This is a genomic window from Bradyrhizobium sp. SPXBL-04, from assembly GCF_051853035.1.
Taxonomy (GTDB): Bacteria; Pseudomonadota; Alphaproteobacteria; order Rhizobiales; family Xanthobacteraceae; genus Bradyrhizobium; species Bradyrhizobium zhanjiangense.
Genome location: NZ_CP182472.1, coordinates 7,690,330 through 7,706,674, shown reverse-complemented (window position 1 = coordinate 7,706,674; position 16,345 = coordinate 7,690,330). Strand labels below are relative to the sequence as shown.

Genomic DNA, 16,345 nt, shown 5'->3' with positions numbered 1-16,345 from the left:
GAAGTAGTGGATGAGCGCGCATAGTCCGATGCCCCGGTCGGCCTGGATCTTCCCGGCGCTGGCCGTGCTGTTGTTCGCTGCCGTCAGCGCAACGGACTACGTGTTCACGCTATCGCTGGCCGGGCTCGTCTTCGCCATCGTCCTTCTGGTCATCCTGTTCGGCACGGTATTCGCTGCGGTTCATCATGCCGAGGTGATCGCGGAGCGGGTCGGCGAACCCTATGGCACGCTGGTGCTGACGCTCTCGGTGACCATCATCGAGGTGGCTCTGATCACCACGATCATGCTGGGCGACAAGCCCGCGCCGGAACTGGCGCGCGACACCGTGTTCGCCGTGGTCATGATCGTCTGCAACGGCCTCGTCGGGCTCTGCATCTTCATCGGCGGCCTGCGCTATCGCGAGCAGGGCTTTCAGCTCTCCGGGGCCAACGTCTATCTCAGCGTACTGTTCGCCCTCGCGACCATCACGCTGATCCTGCCGAACTACACCACCACCACGCCCGGGCCGGTCTATTCGGCGGTTCAGCTCGGCTTCGTCGACGTGGTCACGCTCGCGCTGTACGGGGTGTTTCTCTACACCCAGACCGTCCTGCACAAGGATTACTTCGTTCACGAGCGAGCGGACGGCGGCAGCGGTGGAGCGCTTCTATCGGGCCGGATGTTGGTGCTCAGCGTCGTGCTGCTGCTGATTGCGCTACTGGCGGTCGTGCTGCTCGCCAAGAAGTTTTCGCTGGTGGTCGACGCCGTCGCGGCCAAGATCGGTGCGCCGCCGGCCTTTACCGGACTTCTGGTCGCCCTCCTGATCCTGATGCCGGAAGGCGTCGCGGCCGTTTCGGCGGCCCGCAGGAACGACCTCCAGAAGAGCATCAACCTTGCGCTCGGGTCGTCGCTGGCCACCATCGGGCTGACCATCCCGGCCGTCGGCGTTGCCACCTACGCGCTCGACAAGGAGCTCGAGCTCGGCCTCAACGCCCAGGGCAGCGTGCTTTTGCTCCTGACCTTCTTCCTGAGCATGCTGACCTTCGGCACGGGCAGGACCAACGTCCTGTTCGGACTGGTCCATATGGTGGTATTTGCCGTCTACGTGTTCATGGTCTTCGTGCCCTGAGGCGCGATAAGGAGAGTTCCCGATGCTTGCCGCCAAGTCCGAGGTTCAGGTCGACAACGAGCAGGTTCGTGTGACCGAGTGGCGGCTTGCGCCGGGAAGTGCCACCGGGCATCACACCCACGGCATGGATTATGTGATTGTTCCCGTGGTGGCGGGGGAAATGACCATCGTGGCGCCCGGCGGCGAGAGGTCCAAGGCGCAGCTTGCGGCCGGCAAATCCTATTTCCGCAAGGCCGGCGTCCAGCATGACGTACTTAACGAAACCTCAACCGAGATCGTGTTCCTTGAAATCGAGCTAAAACCGTAAGTTGGCGTTACTGTTTGCCATCGATCCGTCGCAGTTGATCCCTCACAATGCCCCAAAGTTCCCGCATCAGATCGCGCGGGGAGTGGCCGAGAAATGCTGAAATACCTCGCTAAAATCTCGATGGATATCTTCCCCTCGGTGCTCGCGACGATCATCGGGGCTTACATCGTTAATCACTACATCAATGCCAAGCCCGCGCCTGATGCTCCTGCGACCGTGGTCGCGCCTGCGAAGACTGGCAGTGAGGGCAAGCCGGCGGACACTGCCAACCTTCCCGCACCCGGCGTCAAGGCCAAGGGTGTCTCCGAGAAGAGCGTTTCCGAGAAGAACGTGACGGACAAGGCGGCGGCCGAGAAGCCTGCCGATCATCAGCCGGCTGCCGAGACCAAGGCCGCAGACGTGGTTCCCGCCGAGACCGGCCCGCGCGGCCGCACCCCCGCACGCGAGAAGGCGGTCGCCAAGTCCGCCCCTGCGGCCACCGCCCCGGCTGCCGCGGCTCCCGCCACCGCCCCGGTGGTGGAGGCCAATTCGGCCCCGGCGGCAGTTTCGCCGGCCGCGACCCCCGACGCCAATGACCTCGTGCGCGCCGCGATTGAGCGTCTGCGCAAATCACCTGAGGGCAAGGCCGCTGAGGCCAAATCGGCCGAGACCAAATCTTCCGAAACCAAGCCCGCTGAAAGGCCGGCGGAGCCTGCTGTGCGAGAAGCCGCCCGCATCCCGGAGGCCCCGCGTGTGATCACCGCGGAGCCGTCCCCGGTGCGTCCGCTGCCGCCGCCGATCACGGTGTCGACGCCGTCATCCGAGGCCTATGGCAATGGCGGCTCATCGCCGGTCAACCCGCCCTATACGGCCTCGGTCGGCAATGACGACCCGAATCGGGTGACGCCGCCGGCTGATATTCCCGTGCCGGTGATCGCACCCCCGCTCGATCTGCGTGCCGACGCCGGCGCGACCACGACCATGCAGCGGCCGAAAACCAATGTCGCCGATGAAATGCTGTCCGGCATGAAGTCGATGTTCCACGCCGTTCTGCCGAAGCCCGCCACCCCCGATTAGGACGCCATCTGAGCCGCGCTGTCAGCCGCCGACGCGGGCGAGGCCGCTGCGGGCGGCATCGTCGCGTGGGCGAAGCGAGACCGCCTTGGTGTAGGACGCCGCTGCCTTGGCCCTGTCGCCCAGCCGCTCATAGGCCTGTCCGCGGGTGGTCCAGACCTGGGCGTTGTGCGGATCGGCCTCGGAGGCCTCGTCCAGATCGGCTGCGGCCTCCTTGACCTTGCCGAGCGCGAGATAGCTGGTGGCGCGGCCGAGCAGCGGTTCGACCTTCTGCGGGTTGAGCCCGCTCGCAGCGCTGAAATCGGCGATGGCGAAATCGTGCTGGTTATTGCCCTGATAGATCAAGGCACGGCCATAGAGCGCCTGCGCATTGTAGGGATCGAGCCCGACCGCACGATTGAACTCGTCGAGCGCAACTGCGGTCTCGCCTGACTTCGCCAGGGATTGGGCCTTTGCCGTGTGGGCCTGGGCTTCGCTGACATTGACGGCGCTGACCGCGCTTTCGGTGGCCGCGGTCGCCTTCGGCGCCTCCTGAGGCTTCTCCTTCTCCGGCATCAGCGATCCCAGATCGAAGGAGCAACTGCACAGCGCTATCCCCATCAAAGCCAGCACGAACGGCTGTTGCCAGATCTGGCGCAGCCGCGCCAAGCTGCGCTCGGGGAAAGGGGAGGCCATCTACGGTTCGCTCGCGCTAGAGCATGATCCGGAAAAGTGTGCAGCGGTTTTCCGAAAGAATCATGCTCAAACATCAAACCAAAGCGCGATGGCTTTCAATCCAATCTCATCGCGCTTTAGCGCCGCATCGGTAGTGCCCGCGTCCCAGAAGAAGGCACCGCTCACAAAACAATAACGCGGGCCAGGGGCCCGCGTTATCGAAAACTGAAGTCTTGCAAGATCCGGTAGATCAGCGCGGTCCGCGCGGACCCGCACCGGGGCCGCCACGACCACCGCGATCACCGCCGGGACCCGCGCCGAACACCGGCTTCGGCTTCATCGGCAGCAGGCCTTCGCGCTGTAGCTTCTTGCGGGCCAGCTTGCGCGCGCGGCGCACGGCTTCGGCCTTTTCGCGGGCCTTCTTCTCGGAGGGCTTCTCGTAATGGCCGCGGAGCTTCATCTCGCGGAAAATTCCCTCGCGCTGCATCTTCTTCTTCAGCGCCTTGAGGGCTTGATCGACATTGTTATCGCGAACGAGAACCTGCACGCGGCATCCTCTTCAGGTGGATCGGATTTGAATTCTGATAAGTCAAAGGGGATGGCGAAACGCGCAAGCCCTTAACCTTGAGCGCGCGGATGTATCAGACAAAACTGCAGATGTCCACCGGCCAAGGGGGATTTTGGGCCAAGTTCGGCCATTAAATGCGGCGAAAATACCTCTGTGCGGCCCCGATTTGGGCGATTCGGTGCCAATGACGGGGCCGTTTCCGGAGCTTTGTTCCGGAATCTTGAAAATCAGGGGTCCACACATGGATATAAAAAAATACGCCGCCGAAGCCATCGGCACCTTCTGGCTCACATTCGCAGGCTGCGGCAGCGCGGTCATTGCCGCCGGCTTTCCCCAGGTCGGCATCGGTCTCGTCGGTGTGTCCCTGGCGTTCGGGTTGAGCGTCGTCACCATGGCCTATGCGATCGGCCACATCTCGGGTTGCCATCTCAATCCGGCCGTCACGGTCGGCCTTGCCGCCGGCGGGCGCTTTCCGGCCGGCCAGATCCTGCCCTATGTGATCGCCCAGGTGGCGGGCGCGATCGTTGCCGCGTGGCTGCTCTATATCATCGCGAGCGGGGCGCCCGGATTTGACGTCACCAAGGGCTTCGCGTCCAACGGCTATGACACGCATTCGCCCGGCCAGTACAGCATGATCGTGTGCTTCCTCACCGAGGTCGTGATGACCATGATGTTCCTGTTCATCATCATGGGCGCCACCCATGGCCGTGCGCCCGCGGGCTTCGCGCCGCTCGCGATCGGGCTCGCGCTGGTGATGATCCATCTCGTCAGCATCCCCGTCACCAACACCTCGGTGAACCCGGCGCGCAGCACCGGTCCCGCGCTGTTCGTCGGCGGCTGGGCGCTGTCGCAGCTCTGGCTGTTCTGGGTCGCGCCATTGATCGGCGGCGCGCTGGGCGGGGTGATCTACCGCTGGCTCAGCGAGGAGCCCACAGGCATCGTCGCAGGCGTGAAGACCGCGTAATCGCTAGAGCATGATCCGGAAAAGTGTGCAGCGGTTTTCCGGAAAGATCATGCTCAAACAATACCTAAAGCGCGATGACGATTCATCCTGATCTCATCGCGCTTTAAGGGGATCGCAGCGATTGCTGCGGTCCCCTCAGGTGCCTTTCGTTGGCCTGACTTCGGTGACGTGTCCCATCTTGCGGCCCGGGCGCGGCGTGCCCTTGCCGTAGATGTGCACCGTGGCGCCGGGAACGGTCAGCCACTTGTCGTAGTCCTTGATCTCGTCGCCGATCAGATTGGTCATGGTGACGACTTCGCCGTGGCGCACGGGCTTGCCGAGCGGCCAGCCGGCGATGGCGCGGATGTGCTGCTCGAACTGCGAAATGGATGCGCCGTCCAGCGTCCAGTGTCCGGAATTGTGCACGCGCGGAGCGATCTCGTTGACCAGCACCTTCGGTCCGGTGCCGTTGGCGAGCACGAACATCTCGACGGCGAGCACGCCGACATAGTCGAGCGCGCTCGCGATCTTGGCGGCGATGCTGCGCGCTTCCTCGGCGAGCGAATCCGGGATCGGCGCGGGCGCGCGCGATATCTTCAGAATGTGGTCGCGGTGCTCGTTCTCGGTGACGTCGAAACACTCGACCTGACCCGCGGCCGAGCGCGCGGCGATCACGGAGATCTCGCGCTCGAACGGCACGAAGGCCTCCAGGATCGCCGATTTGGTGGCGAGACTGGTCCACACCTTGGCGATGTCGTCGCCCTTGCGGATGATGGCCTGGCCCTTGCCGTCATAACCGAAGCGGCGGGTCTTCAGTACGGCCGGAAGACCGATTCGCGCGATCGCCTCGCGCAGCGAGGAAACGGAGGTCACGTCGGCATAGGCGGCGGTGCCGATGCCGAGCCGCGTCACGAAATCCTTCTCGGCCAGTCGGTCCTGAGTGGTCTCGAGGATCTTCCGGTTGGGCAGCACCGGGCGGCGCGCATCCAGCACCATCGCCGCGGCCGCCGGCACGTTCTCGAATTCGTATGTGATGACGTCGACGTCGTTGGCGAACAGCTCGAGCGCCTCGACATCGGCATATTCGGCGCAGGTCGCATTCAGGACCACGTCGAAGGCCGGCGAATCCGGATCGGGCGAGAACATCTGGCAGCGCAGCCCGAGCCGCGCCGCAGCCATGGCCAGCATCCGGCCCAATTGTCCGCCGCCGAGGATTCCGATGGTGTCACCGGGCTTCAGCTTCACCTGCCTGGCGTCGGTCACGCCTTGTCCTCCGGACGCTCGGCAACCGCCTCGGTCTGCGCCTTCCGCCAGGCGGCAAGGCGACCGGATAGGGCGGGGTCGGACAGCGCCAGCACGGAAGCCGCCAGTAGCGCCGCATTGATCGCGCCGGCCTTGCCGATGGCGAGGGTGCCGACCGGGATGCCGGCGGGCATCTGAACGATCGAATACAGCGAATCGAGGCCTTTGAGCGTCTTCGATTCGATGGGTACACCGAACACCGGCAGTTCCGTCAGCGACGCCGCCATGCCCGGCAGGTGCGCGGCGCCGCCGGCGCCGGCGATGATGACCTTGTAACCCGCCGCCTTGGCGCCCTTGGCGAAAGCGAACAGCCGATCGGGGGTGCGGTGTGCCGAAACGATGCGGGTGTCGGCGGCGACGCCGAGCGCGGCAAGCGTATCGGCGGCATGCCGCATCGTGTCCCAGTCCGACTGGCTTCCCATGATGATGGCGATCGGCGCGGTCATGACGTCAAATGTGCCCGGAAAACAGAAAGATAGGCCAGATTAAAGGTTCCGGCCGGCGGCTCGCAAGGCGGTGGCAAGGAGAAGGGAATGCACTATCCTGTCTTGGTGAATCCCCGCAAGCCTTCATTGAGCAGGATGCCCATGAAGAAACCAAAAAGGGCGAGTGCTGCGAAGGCCAAAACGGGCCGAAAGACCAGCGCCAGCCGCTCCAAAGCCGCTGCGAAGCGTCCGGCCAGGCCGGCGCGGCGCCAAACGCCGGCCGATGCCACGGAAACCATCAAGGCGACCATCCGCGGCTTGCGGAGCAAGCTCAAGGCGGCGGAGCGGCGGGTCGCGGAGCTCGAGGCGGCCGCTGACACCGATTTCCTGCTCGAGATTCCGAACCGGCGCGGTTTCGAGCGCGAGCTCAACCGTGCCATTGCCTACATGAAGCGCTACCGCGCCAGCGGGGCGCTGATCGTGCTCGACGTCGATCGGCTGAAGCCGATCAACGATTCCTTCGGACACGCCGCCGGCGACGAGGTGCTGAAGGCGATTGCCGCGACCCTGACGCGGCAGGTCCGCGCCTCGGATGTGGTCGGTCGTCTTGGCGGCGACGAGTTCGCGCTGCTGCTGTGGAATCTCAGCGAGACCGACGCCAAGGCGAAGGCCGCCATCCTCGAGCAGGCGATCGACGAATTGTCTTTCACGTTTCAGGGCCGGCACGTGGCTGCGGGCGCCTCCGCTGGCGTGGCGCTGCTGGGGCCGCAGTCCGACGCAGGCCGCGCCCTCGAGGAAGCCGATGCCGCCATGTATGTGCGCAAGGCGCACCGGCGTCACGAGCCACGGATCAGGCTCGCCAGCAGCTGATCCTACAGCGTGGCGAGATCTTGCGGCACATTGCCGAACTTGCGCAGCAGTGTGGCGTCGCTGAATTCGCCGGTCATGGGATCGCCGCTGCGGCTGAACGCGATCGCGCCGATGTGACCGGCACCGCGCGACAAGATTTCGGCGCGCCGCAACGCGGCCGCCGAACTCTGGCACTCCTCTGCGGCGCCAGCGACGGGCGATCCGTCAGCATCGATCAGGAAGGGCATTGCAACGTAGTAGGTCACATCCGACATGGCGTTGCTCCGATGTTGAACTCAGGCGGCACTGCTCTTGCTCCGCATCTCGTTGGGCGAGGTCTCCGGAATGCAGCCGGCGGAAATCGCCGCCTGCAATTCCGCCAGCTCGGCTTCCAGATATTCATTGGCCATGATCAGCGCCTTGATGGTGCTGCGCAGATTGCCGTCGCACATCGCGATCGCCTGATCGCAGGCTTGTTCATAGTGGCTGTTGTCGAGAAGGGCGATTGCCGACATCTGCGTTGTCCTTCTGCCTTTCCTTGGCGTTTTCCCGTGGCGTCTTCCCTTGGCCTGTCTGGAGCCGAGGATGTCCCGAATGTTCCTATTTTGTTCTTTTTGAGTCAAGCGGATTCACATACGACGACCCGCCGCGAAAGATCGGCGGAGGGCTCAGGCGATGATGTCGGGCGTAATCTGGTCTTCGATGAACGCGATGCGATCGCGTAACAAGAGCTTACGCTTCTTCAACCGCTGTAACCGCAACAGGTCGGGCGCGGGCGATTGATGCAGTGCATCGATCGCCGCATCGAGATCTCGGTGTTCCTGCTGCAACCGGGTGAGCTCGACTTCGAGCTCACGCTCGTTTTCATTGGTCATGTCTGCGGTGGCCGAAAACCGATAGGCGTGAGATCTGGGCTGTGGATGCCCTGTGGAAATTATCGTCCTTGCGCGGCGTGACCGCAAGCGATCTGCGGCCATTGCCCGCCGATCTCCCGCAACATATTTCTGCGAGTCGCTGCGCCGCCGCGCAGACGCATTGATATCATGGATTTTTCTCGCGTGGTTCCTTACTCACGCTTCGTTACATATGAATTTTCAAAAATGACGCCGCGACGACGGATACCCATCGACAGAACGAATCGGTGATGTACAGTCTCTCGTCCGGATCGAATCCTGAGGTTCAACCCTACCGAGGAGGTTTCGAATGACAATTCAGGCACATCTTGTTGAATTGGAACGGAAGCACAAACTTCTCGAAAACGAATTGCACGAAGCTCTCGTGCACCTTTCAACAGACGACCTGCAAATTGTTGAGTTGAAGCGCCGGAAGTTGATGGTCAAGGACCAGATCGAGCGTCTGAAGCAAGGCGACACGCTCCACTAGTGACCCCCGTAACAGCGTAGAGTTGATCGTACCCTTTCAAGCGGGGATGAGTGCCTTTGCGCTCACCCCTGCTGCGATGTGCGTCGTGCAAATTTTGCGCGGCGCCTAGATGTCTGCGAGTTGGGCGACATGATCGGCGATCGCAAGCGACGACGTCAGTCCCGGCGATTCGATGCCGAACAGGTTGATCAAGCCTGCGACGCCGTGATCGCGCGGGCCCTGCATCAGAAAATCCTGCGTGGCCACCGCCGGCGGCACGATCTTCGGGCGAATGCCTGAATAGCTCGGCATCAACGCCCCGTCGGGCAGCGTCGGCCAGTATTTGCGGATCGCGGGATAGAAGCGCTCCGCGCGTGACGGATCGACCTCGTAATTGATCGTCTCGATCCACTCGACGTCAGGGCCGAAGCGGGCCTGCCCCGCCATGTCCAGCGTCAGGTGCACCCCTAACCCGCCGGGCTCGGGCACCGGGTAGATCAGGTGCGAGAACGGCGCCCTTGCATTGCAGCTGAAGTAATTTCCCTTGGCAAGATAGGCCGGCGGAATCCGGTCCAGCGGCATGCCGTCGATGTTGCGCGCCACCGTCGTTGCCGAGAGCCCCGCAGCATTGACGAGCAGATCGCATTGCAGCGTCATCGGCGCCTCGCCGCCAGCCTCGATCTCGATGCCGCCGGCGGTTGCCTTGGCACGGACCAGTGGCGTGTGGAACGCGAAGGCGGCGCCAGCCTCCTCGGCTTCGCCGCGCAGCGAGAGCATGTAGGCGTGGCTGTCGATGATGCCGGTCGACGACGACAGCAGCGCGGCGTCACAGGCGAGCGCCGGCTCCAGCGCGCGTGCGGCCTCGCCCGAAAGCAGCTGCATGTCGATCACGCCGTTGGCCTCGGCATGTGCCTTGATCGATTGCAGCTTCTCCGTCTCTTTCGCGCTGGTCGCGACGATCAGCTTGCCGCAATTTTTGTGCGGGATGCCGCGCTCGGCGCAGTAGCGGTAGAGCGCGTGCTTGCCGCCGACGCACATGCGCGCCATCCAGCTGCCGGCGCGGTAGTAGATGCCGGCATGGATCACCTCGCTGTTGCGCGAGGAGGTGATGGTGCCGATGGCCTCGGCTTCCTCGAGCACGATGACCTCGCGCCCGGCCTGCGCGAGCCGCCGAGCCACCGCGAGCCCGACCACGCCGGCTCCGATGACGACGCAATCGACTTTATCCATGGTCGTGCAGGACGTCCGCTGGAAGCGCCGGTGGCAGCGGCTCTGGAATCGAGGGCGCGCGGCCGTTCTCCGTTAAGGAAGCATTTATCATGTCAGGGCAATTGCCGTATTTCGCGTCAAATTTTTCCGTTGCACATACAGGCGTTTACCCGATCCAAACCCGTGAAGCCAGACAATCCGACGTTGAAATCGCGGGTGGGTGATGGCTGAGAAGAACTGGCACGTGGGCAGCACGCTTCCGATCGCTGTGCAGGCCGTCCTGTGCCTGGCCGGCGCGGTCGCGCCCGCACGCGCCTTTGCGCTGTCGGACAGCTTCACCGCTCCAGGTGATCTCGCCAAGCTCGACCCCAGCGTGATCTGGGAACTCGTGATCGCGGGCATCGTCGTCTGCTCGTTCCTCGCCGCGATCGCGCTGTGGATCCATTCCTCGCTGCGCCGGACCAGGCGCTTGCAGCTGCGGCGCAATGCCTTCGTCTCCTCCGCCATGAACAATCTCAACCAGGGCGTGGTGATGACGGACGCGCAGCGGCGCGTCATCTTCTGCAACGACCGCTATCTCGATATCTATGGCCTGACGCGGTCGGATGTCCGGGCCAACATGAATGGCTACGAACTCCTCGCGCTGCGACGCAAGCGCGGGGTGCTCGGCGGCGCCTCCGACGACGAGTTCTACGAGAAGGCGGCAAGCAGCAACGGTTTGATCACCGAATTGCCGGATGGACGGGCCATCCTGGTGAAATTTCACGTGCTGCCGAACGGCGGCTCGGTGGCGACGCATCTCGACGTCAGCGAACAGCGCAGGCTGTCGCAGCAGCTCGCCTCCACCAAGCAGTTCCTGGAAACGGTGCTGGACAACGTGCCGGCCTGTGTTGCCGCGAAGAACATCGAGGACGGCTGCTACATCTTCGCGAACACCGCCTATGAGCGCTTCTGGGGCTTCTCGCGGGATCACGTCGTCGGCAAGAATGCGCGCGAGCTGTTTGCGCCCGCCTCGGCGGCCAGCATCGAGGCGGCCGACCGGGCCGCGCTCATTTCGCCGGACGGCCAGTTCCGCAACGAATTCGAGGTCGAGCGTGGCGGGGAGCGGCGCATGGTCGCCTCGATCCGGATCGCGGTCCGCAATGAAAGCAATCGGCCCGGATTCTTGCTGCTGGTCTTCGAGGACATCACCGACCGCCGCTCACTGTCGCAGGAGCTGGAGAGCACCAAGAAGTTCCTCGAGCTCGTGGTCGACAACATCCCGGTGGCGCTGATCGTCGAGCAGGTCAAGGACGGCCGCTATCTGCTCGCCAACCGCAGCGCCGAGACGATTCTCAACCGCAGGCGCGAGGAAGCCACGGGCTTGACCGCCGCCGATATCTTCAATCCCAAGGAAGCCAAGCTGATCATCGCGCGCGACGAGGCCGCGATCAAGAAGCGCGGGATGATCACCGAGGAGCATCCGATCTCCACCAAGGACGGCCTGCGGCTGTTCCTGACCCGCCGCGCCACCGTGCTGAGCGATGCCGGCGAGCCGCAATATCTGATCAAGACCCACGAGGACGTCACCGATCGCCGGCAGACCGAATCGCGCATGGCGCATATGGCCTATCACGACGGCCTCACCGATCTGCCGAACCGCGCCGCCTTCCTCCAGGCGCTGACCCAGATGATCGAGGCTTGCGAAGGCACCGGCGAGGAATTCGCCGTCCTCTGCGTCGACCTCGACGGCCTCAAGGAGGTCAACGATGTCTTCGGCCATGCGCTCGGTGACAAGCTCCTGATCGAGGTGGCCCAGCGGCTTCAGGATTCGGCGCGCGGCGGCGTGGTGGCGCGCCTGTCCGGCGACGAGTTCGGCCTCATCCTCGATGGCAAGCAGCCAGAGGCCGGTCTGGCACTGGCGCAGCAAATCGCGGAGGCCGTCGCGAAGGAATTCCAGATCGACGGCCGTCCGGTCCGCGCCGGCATCACCACCGGCATGTCGATCTTCCCGCACAATGGCGCTGATGGCGCCTCGCTGCTTGCCAATGCCGGCGCGGCGCTGTTCCGCGCCAAGCAGAAGTCGCGCGGCGCGATCAGCCTCTACCAGCCGGAGATGGACCAGCAGATCCGCGACCGCCGTGTGCTGCACCAGGACCTCTCGATGGCGATCAAGAATGGCGAGCTCTCGCTCGCCTTCCAGCCGCAAGGCGCCGCCGGCCACAGCGTCGCCGAGAGCGAGATCATCGGCTTCGAAGCATTGGCGCGCTGGCAGCATCCGGTGCGTGGCCAGGTCTCGCCGGCCGATTTCATCCCGATCGCGGAAGAGAGCGGCCTGATCGTCGAGATGGGCGAGTGGATCCTGCGCGAGGCCTGCCGCGAGGCGGCGTCCTGGCCAAAACCGCTCCAGGTCGCGGTCAATCTGTCGCCGGCGCAGTTCATGCACGGTGACGTGGTCGGCCTCGTCCATTCGATCCTGATCGAGACCGGCCTTGCACCCGGCCGGCTCGAGCTCGAGATCACCGAAGGCGTGCTGATAGAGGATTTCGACCGCGGCCTTGCGCTCTTGCGCCGGCTGAAGTCGCTCGGCGTGCGCATCTCGATGGACGATTTCGGCAGCGGCTACTCCTCGCTGAGCTATCTCCAGGCATTCCCCTTCGACAAGATCAAGATCGACCGCGCCTTCATCATCAATCTCGGCCGCAACCCGCAATCGGCGGCGATCGTGCGCGCGGTGATCGATCTCGGCCACGGCCTCGAAATGTCGATTATCGCCGAGGGCGTCGAGACACTCGACCAGCTCGCCTTCCTTGCCAAAGAGGGCTGCGATGGCGTGCAGGGCTATCTGCTCGGCAAGCCCTTGCCGATCGGGAAATATGCAGGCCTCGTCGGCCGTGCTGAGGTCATGGAGCTTGCGCTCAAGACCGGCTAATGATGATGGGGCGCTTCGCTCCTTCTCGACGGCCTCATGGCAGATTACGACCTTGCGATCATCGGCGGCGGCCTGAACGGTGTCAGCCTCGCGCGCGATGCGGCTGGCCGTGGCCTGCGGGTCATCCTGTTCGAGCAGGGCGATCTCGGCGCCGGCGCGTCGTCGGCGACGCCGCGGCTCATTCATGGCGATCTGTCGGTTCTGGAACGGCGCGGGTTCTGGCGGGTGCGGCGGGCGCTGGCGGAGCGCCGGACCTGGCTCAGGATCGCGCCGCATCTGGTCCGGCCGATGCACTTCGTCATCCCCGCCCATTCCGAGGAACGCCCGCCATGGCTGCTGCGTGCCGGCCTGTTGCTTTATGACAGCCTCTCCAGCCGGAATGGGCTGCCTGTCGCGACGACCCTCGACATCACGCATCATCCGGTCGGCAACGCGCTGAAGCGTCCGTTCGGCACGGCGTTCGAATATTCGGACTGTGTCGTCGATGATTCCCGCCTGGTGGTGCTCACGGCGCTCGATGCCGCCGAACGTGGTGCGGTGATCCGGACCGGGGCGCGCTGTGTCCGCGCCGATCGAACCGACACCTGGCGGCTTGCGGTGGTCGATCGTGGCCACCGCCGCACGATCACGGCACGGGCCCTGGGCAACGCCACCGGCGCCTGGGCGCCGATGGTCGCGGAGACGGTGCTGCGGCAGCCGCAGCCCGCCATGGCCGCTACGCAGATGAGCCAGATCATCGTGCCGCGGCTGTTCTATTCCGATAACGTCTACGTTTTCCAGAACAACGATGGACGACTGATCTTTGCCCAGCCCTTCGAGCGCGACTTCACCCTGATCGGCACGGTGACGCACGACTTCACCGGCGATCCCGCGATCGTGGCGATGCCGGGAGCCGACATCAGCTATCTCTGCGAGGCGGCCAGCCGCTATTTCCGCGAGCACGTGACCCCGATCGACGTGGTCCGGACGGTCTCCGGCGTCAACCTGACGCTGGCGTCGGTGCGGCAGCGCGATGGCACGACCCTGTTCCACGCGCGCCGGCGCGAGGCGCCGCTGATCACCATGTTCGGCGGCGACGTCACGACGTCGCGCCTGCGCGCGGAGCGAGCGATAACGAAGCTGACGCCGTTCTATCCGATGTCGCCGCGCTGGACCGGTGGCGTGGCGCTACCGGGTGGAGATTTTGCCTGGGATCGTTTTGACACCGAGGTCGATCTCGCACGTGACCGCTGGCGCTTTCTTTCGGAGCCGCAGGCCCAGCGCCTGGTCGCGGCCTATGGCTCGCGCCTGCCCGCGGTGCTCGGCGAGGCGAAGACCCGTGAAGAGCTCGGCCCCGCCTTCGGTCCCGAACTGACCGGCGCCGAAGTACGTTACCTGATGAACAATGAATGGGCGCGCTTCCCCGACGACATCCTGTGGCGCCGCTCCAAGCTCGGCCTGACCATGCCCGCGGCGGACCGCGACGCGCTGGCCGCGTTCATGTCGGATGTGAACGATCCGTCCCGAACCGGTTGAGCTAGGGACGATCGGCCGCTAGCGTGCGGCGGAATCGGGGCTGGCAGGGAACATGACGGACGAGTTGCCCAGAACAGACGCCGCGGCCAATGCGGCCGGCGGAGCTCAGCATCCGGCGGCCGGGCAGCCGTTGCTGCGCATCGAGGGCGTCGCCAAGACGTTCGGGACGTTCCGTGCCGTGGACGGCGTATCGCTCGACATCAAGGCCGGCGAGTTTTTCGCGCTGCTTGGTCCGAGCGGCTGCGGAAAGACCACGCTTTTGCGCATGCTCGCCGGCTTCGAGGCGCCGGACGAGGGGCGCATCCTGCTCGGGGGGCAGGATATCGCGCAGGCCTTGCCGCACGAGCGTCCGATCAACATGATGTTCCAGAGCTACGCGCTGTTTCCGCACCTGTCGGTGCGCGACAACATCGCTTTCGGCCTGAAGCGTGCCGGCATGGCGCGCGCCGACATCGCCTCGCGCGTGGCGGAGATGGTCGCACTGGTGAAGCTCGAGGGACTGGAGAAGCGCAAGCCCGACCAGCTCTCCGGCGGCCAGCGCCAGCGCGTGGCGCTGGCCCGTGCGCTGGCCCGCCGTCCGCAGCTCCTGCTGCTCGATGAGCCGCTCGCCGCTCTCGACAAGAAGCTGCGCGAGAGCACGCAAGCCGAGCTGATGGAGCTGCAGCGCCGGCTCGGCATGACTTTCATCATCGTCACCCACGACCAGGAGGAGGCGATGACGATGGCGAGCCGGATCGGCGTGATGAATGCCGGCAAGCTGGCGCAGGTCGCGAGCCCGCGCGAGCTCTATGAGGCGCCGCGCTCGCGCTGGATCGCGGAGTTCGTCGGCGACGTCAATTTGTTCGAGGGCGAGTTCAAATTGCGCGACGGTCATCGCCTGGTCATCGCCACGCGCGAGGCCGGGACTTTGGTTGCGGCCGAGCCGCGCGAGCGGGTGAGCGAGGCGAAATTGTCGGTCGCGATCCGGCCCGAGAAGGTCAAGCTCTCGCGCCGCGGCCCGGTGTTTGAGGCCGGTCGCGAAACGGCGATCAACAGTCTGGACGGTGTGATCGCCGACATCTGCTATCTCGGCGGCATCACCACCTATAAGGTGAAGCTCGACGAGGGCGGAATGGTGCAAGCTTCAGTCGTCAACAGCGCGCGTCTCGACGTCGACGCCTACAGCGTGAACCAGAACGTCGTCGCCTGGTTCACGCCCGACGACTGCGTGGTGTTGCCGTCGTGAGCGGACGCCGCATCTTCGCGCGGCCGGCGCGTTTTGCTGCCATCGCGCCTTACGTCTGGATGGTGCTGTTCTTCCTGGTGCCGTTCGCCTTCGTGCTGAAGATCAGCCTGTCGCAGACGGCGATTGCGCAGCCGCCTTACGAGCCCGTGTTCGACCTGACGGCGGGATGGGAAGCACTGAAGACGGCGCTTGCTGCGTTGTCGATCGATAATTTCAGGCTGCTGATCTCCGACGAAATCTATGTAGTCGCCTATGTGCGCAGTCTCACCGTCGCCGTCACAGCGACCGTGCTCCTGCTCCTGATCGGCTACCCCATCGCCTATGGCATGGCGCGGCTGCCCAAGCGCTGGCAGGCGGTGGCGATGGTGCTGGTGATCGTGCCGTTCTGGACCTCTTTCCTGATCCGCATCTATGCCTGGATCAACATCCTCCAGCACGACGGCTTGCTCAACCAGATCCTGCTGGCACTGCATCTGGTCAGCCAGCCCGTCGTGTGGCTCTCCACCGACAGCGCAATGTATATCGGCATCGTCTATTCCTATCTGCCGTTCATGATCCTGCCGCTCTTCGCCACGCTCGCCAAGATGGAGCCGGCGCTGGAGGAGGCGGCCGGCGATCTCGGCGCGCCGCCCTGGCAGGTGTTCTGGCTCGTCACCTTCCCGCTGTCGCTGCCCGGCGTCGGCGCCGGCGTGCTCTTGTGCTTCATTCCCATCGTTGGCGAGTTCGTGATTCCTGACCTTCTGGCCGGCTCCAACGCGCTGATGATCGGCCAGACCCTCTGGCTCGAATTCTTCACCAACAAGGACTGGCCGGTCGCGTCCGCGGCGGCCATCGTGCTGCTGGTTGTGCTGCTGGTGCCGCTGCTGCTGTACGAGCGGCTCCAGAAGCGGCAGCTGGAACAGGGGCGCTGAGAC

The 16,345-nt window shown here is 64.6% G+C and carries 18 protein-coding genes; 10 read left to right on the top strand and 8 right to left on the bottom strand.

Annotation, left to right across the window (positions count from 1 at the left end; genetic code table 11):
* The first annotated feature begins 10 nt into the window (after nt 1–10).
* From ACNJX8_RS36750 to ACNJX8_RS36740, 3 genes are all read left to right on the top strand, one after another.
* Entirely contained in the window at nt 11–1,108 is a 1,098-nt protein-coding gene (locus tag ACNJX8_RS36750; protein WP_128936489.1) for a calcium:proton antiporter, read from the top strand.
* 22 nt (nt 1,109–1,130) lie between these two features.
* Nucleotides 1,131–1,415: a cupin domain-containing protein gene (locus ACNJX8_RS36745; protein WP_014492439.1), complete on the top strand. Its 285-nt coding sequence runs from the start codon at nt 1,131–1,133 to the stop codon at nt 1,413–1,415.
* A gap of 93 nt (nt 1,416–1,508) precedes the next feature.
* Entirely contained in the window at nt 1,509–2,471 is a 963-nt protein-coding gene (locus tag ACNJX8_RS36740) for a hypothetical protein (RefSeq protein WP_439358660.1), read from the top strand.
* A gap of 21 nt (nt 2,472–2,492) precedes the next feature.
* Here ACNJX8_RS36740 and ACNJX8_RS36735 read toward each other — a convergent pair whose 3' ends face one another.
* A complete protein-coding gene (locus ACNJX8_RS36735; protein WP_249758149.1) occupies nt 2,493–3,143 on the bottom strand; it encodes a tetratricopeptide repeat protein in 651 nt (216 codons plus the stop codon).
* Nucleotides 3,144–3,372: 229 nt separating this feature from the next.
* Nucleotides 3,373–3,669 carry a 30S ribosomal protein S21 gene (rpsU, locus tag ACNJX8_RS36730; protein WP_008546194.1) on the bottom strand — a complete coding sequence of 99 codons (297 nt, stop codon included), beginning with the start codon at nt 3,667–3,669 and terminating at the stop codon, nt 3,373–3,375.
* A gap of 262 nt (nt 3,670–3,931) precedes the next feature.
* Here rpsU and aqpZ point away from each other — a divergent pair, with 262 nt between their 5' ends.
* Entirely contained in the window at nt 3,932–4,654 is a 723-nt protein-coding gene (gene aqpZ / locus ACNJX8_RS36725; protein ID WP_439358659.1) for an aquaporin Z, read from the top strand.
* Between the two features lie 135 nt (nt 4,655–4,789).
* Here the strand turns inward: aqpZ and ACNJX8_RS36720 are convergent, their stop codons facing one another.
* Together ACNJX8_RS36720 and purE are read right to left on the bottom strand one after the other, a co-directional pair.
* Nucleotides 4,790–5,896 carry a 5-(carboxyamino)imidazole ribonucleotide synthase gene (locus ACNJX8_RS36720; protein WP_439358658.1) on the bottom strand — a complete coding sequence of 369 codons (1,107 nt, stop codon included), beginning with the start codon at nt 5,894–5,896 and terminating at the stop codon, nt 4,790–4,792.
* Complete coding sequence (gene purE, locus ACNJX8_RS36715) at nt 5,893–6,381, bottom strand: 5-(carboxyamino)imidazole ribonucleotide mutase (protein WP_091888231.1); 489 nt, start codon at nt 6,379–6,381, stop codon at nt 5,893–5,895. Before purE ends, ACNJX8_RS36720 begins: the two co-directional genes overlap by 4 nt.
* Nucleotides 6,382–6,522: 141 nt before the next feature.
* Between purE and ACNJX8_RS36710 the strand changes: the two genes are divergently transcribed.
* Complete coding sequence (locus ACNJX8_RS36710) at nt 6,523–7,230, top strand: GGDEF domain-containing protein (RefSeq protein WP_439358657.1); 708 nt, start codon at nt 6,523–6,525, stop codon at nt 7,228–7,230.
* A gap of 2 nt (nt 7,231–7,232) precedes the next feature.
* Here the strand turns inward: ACNJX8_RS36710 and ACNJX8_RS36705 are convergent, their stop codons facing one another.
* From ACNJX8_RS36705 to ACNJX8_RS36695, 3 genes are all read right to left on the bottom strand, one after another.
* On the bottom strand, nt 7,233–7,484 hold the full coding sequence (locus tag ACNJX8_RS36705; RefSeq protein WP_439358656.1) for a hypothetical protein: 252 nt from the start codon (nt 7,482–7,484) through the stop codon (nt 7,233–7,235).
* Nucleotides 7,485–7,505: 21 nt separating this feature from the next.
* Nucleotides 7,506–7,724 carry a hypothetical protein gene (locus ACNJX8_RS36700; protein ID WP_128936480.1) on the bottom strand — a complete coding sequence of 73 codons (219 nt, stop codon included), beginning with the start codon at nt 7,722–7,724 and terminating at the stop codon, nt 7,506–7,508.
* A gap of 153 nt (nt 7,725–7,877) precedes the next feature.
* Nucleotides 7,878–8,084 (bottom strand): YdcH family protein, encoded by a 207-nt coding sequence (locus ACNJX8_RS36695; protein ID WP_091888239.1) that lies wholly within the window; start codon nt 8,082–8,084, stop codon nt 7,878–7,880.
* A gap of 328 nt (nt 8,085–8,412) precedes the next feature.
* Between ACNJX8_RS36695 and ACNJX8_RS36690 the strand changes: the two genes are divergently transcribed.
* On the top strand, nt 8,413–8,592 hold the full coding sequence (locus tag ACNJX8_RS36690) for a YdcH family protein (RefSeq protein ID WP_025034152.1): 180 nt from the start codon (nt 8,413–8,415) through the stop codon (nt 8,590–8,592).
* Between the two features lie 105 nt (nt 8,593–8,697).
* Here the strand turns inward: ACNJX8_RS36690 and ACNJX8_RS36685 are convergent, their stop codons facing one another.
* Nucleotides 8,698–9,801, bottom strand: coding sequence for an NAD(P)/FAD-dependent oxidoreductase (locus ACNJX8_RS36685; RefSeq protein WP_439358655.1), 1,104 nt, complete (start codon nt 9,799–9,801; stop codon nt 8,698–8,700).
* Nucleotides 9,802–10,003: 202 nt separating this feature from the next.
* Between ACNJX8_RS36685 and ACNJX8_RS36680 the strand changes: the two genes are divergently transcribed.
* Genes ACNJX8_RS36680 through ACNJX8_RS36665 form a run of 4 tightly spaced genes read left to right on the top strand, consistent with a single transcriptional unit; the run spans nt 10,004 to nt 16,342 of the window.
* Nucleotides 10,004–12,691 carry a sensor domain-containing protein gene (locus tag ACNJX8_RS36680; protein WP_439358654.1) on the top strand — a complete coding sequence of 896 codons (2,688 nt, stop codon included), beginning with the start codon at nt 10,004–10,006 and terminating at the stop codon, nt 12,689–12,691.
* 36 nt (nt 12,692–12,727) lie between these two features.
* Nucleotides 12,728–14,206 carry a glycerol-3-phosphate dehydrogenase gene (locus tag ACNJX8_RS36675; protein ID WP_439358653.1) on the top strand — a complete coding sequence of 493 codons (1,479 nt, stop codon included), beginning with the start codon at nt 12,728–12,730 and terminating at the stop codon, nt 14,204–14,206.
* Nucleotides 14,207–14,258: 52 nt separating this feature from the next.
* Nucleotides 14,259–15,431, top strand: coding sequence for an ABC transporter ATP-binding protein (locus tag ACNJX8_RS36670; protein ID WP_439358652.1), 1,173 nt, complete (start codon nt 14,259–14,261; stop codon nt 15,429–15,431).
* On the top strand, nt 15,428–16,342 hold the full coding sequence (locus ACNJX8_RS36665) for an ABC transporter permease (protein ID WP_439358651.1): 915 nt from the start codon (nt 15,428–15,430) through the stop codon (nt 16,340–16,342). Before ACNJX8_RS36670 ends, ACNJX8_RS36665 begins: the two co-directional genes overlap by 4 nt.
* The last annotated feature ends 3 nt before the right edge of the window (nt 16,343–16,345 follow it).

Excerpts from the sequence above, each read along its gene's own strand:
- ACNJX8_RS36750 (WP_128936489.1), top strand. The coding sequence starts at position 11 with ATGAGCGCGCATAGTCCGATGCCCCGGTCGGCCTGGATCTTCCCGGCG.
- ACNJX8_RS36745 (WP_014492439.1), top strand. The coding sequence starts at position 1,131 with ATGCTTGCCGCCAAGTCCGAGGTTCAGGTCGACAACGAGCAGGTTCGT.
- ACNJX8_RS36740 (WP_439358660.1), top strand. The coding sequence starts at position 1,509 with ATGCTGAAATACCTCGCTAAAATCTCGATGGATATCTTCCCCTCGGTG.
- ACNJX8_RS36735 (WP_249758149.1), bottom strand. The coding sequence starts at position 3,143 with ATGGCCTCCCCTTTCCCCGAGCGCAGCTTGGCGCGGCTGCGCCAGATC.
- aqpZ (WP_439358659.1), top strand. The coding sequence starts at position 3,932 with ATGGATATAAAAAAATACGCCGCCGAAGCCATCGGCACCTTCTGGCTC.
- purE (WP_091888231.1), bottom strand. The coding sequence starts at position 6,381 with ATGACCGCGCCGATCGCCATCATCATGGGAAGCCAGTCGGACTGGGAC.
- ACNJX8_RS36710 (WP_439358657.1), top strand. The coding sequence starts at position 6,523 with ATGAAGAAACCAAAAAGGGCGAGTGCTGCGAAGGCCAAAACGGGCCGA.
- ACNJX8_RS36705 (WP_439358656.1), bottom strand. The coding sequence starts at position 7,484 with ATGTCGGATGTGACCTACTACGTTGCAATGCCCTTCCTGATCGATGCT.
- ACNJX8_RS36700 (WP_128936480.1), bottom strand. The coding sequence starts at position 7,724 with ATGTCGGCAATCGCCCTTCTCGACAACAGCCACTATGAACAAGCCTGC.
- ACNJX8_RS36695 (WP_091888239.1), bottom strand. The coding sequence starts at position 8,084 with ATGACCAATGAAAACGAGCGTGAGCTCGAAGTCGAGCTCACCCGGTTG.
- ACNJX8_RS36690 (WP_025034152.1), top strand. The coding sequence starts at position 8,413 with ATGACAATTCAGGCACATCTTGTTGAATTGGAACGGAAGCACAAACTT.
- ACNJX8_RS36685 (WP_439358655.1), bottom strand. The coding sequence starts at position 9,801 with ATGGATAAAGTCGATTGCGTCGTCATCGGAGCCGGCGTGGTCGGGCTC.
- ACNJX8_RS36680 (WP_439358654.1), top strand. The coding sequence starts at position 10,004 with ATGGCTGAGAAGAACTGGCACGTGGGCAGCACGCTTCCGATCGCTGTG.
- ACNJX8_RS36675 (WP_439358653.1), top strand. The coding sequence starts at position 12,728 with ATGGCAGATTACGACCTTGCGATCATCGGCGGCGGCCTGAACGGTGTC.
- ACNJX8_RS36670 (WP_439358652.1), top strand. The coding sequence starts at position 14,259 with ATGACGGACGAGTTGCCCAGAACAGACGCCGCGGCCAATGCGGCCGGC.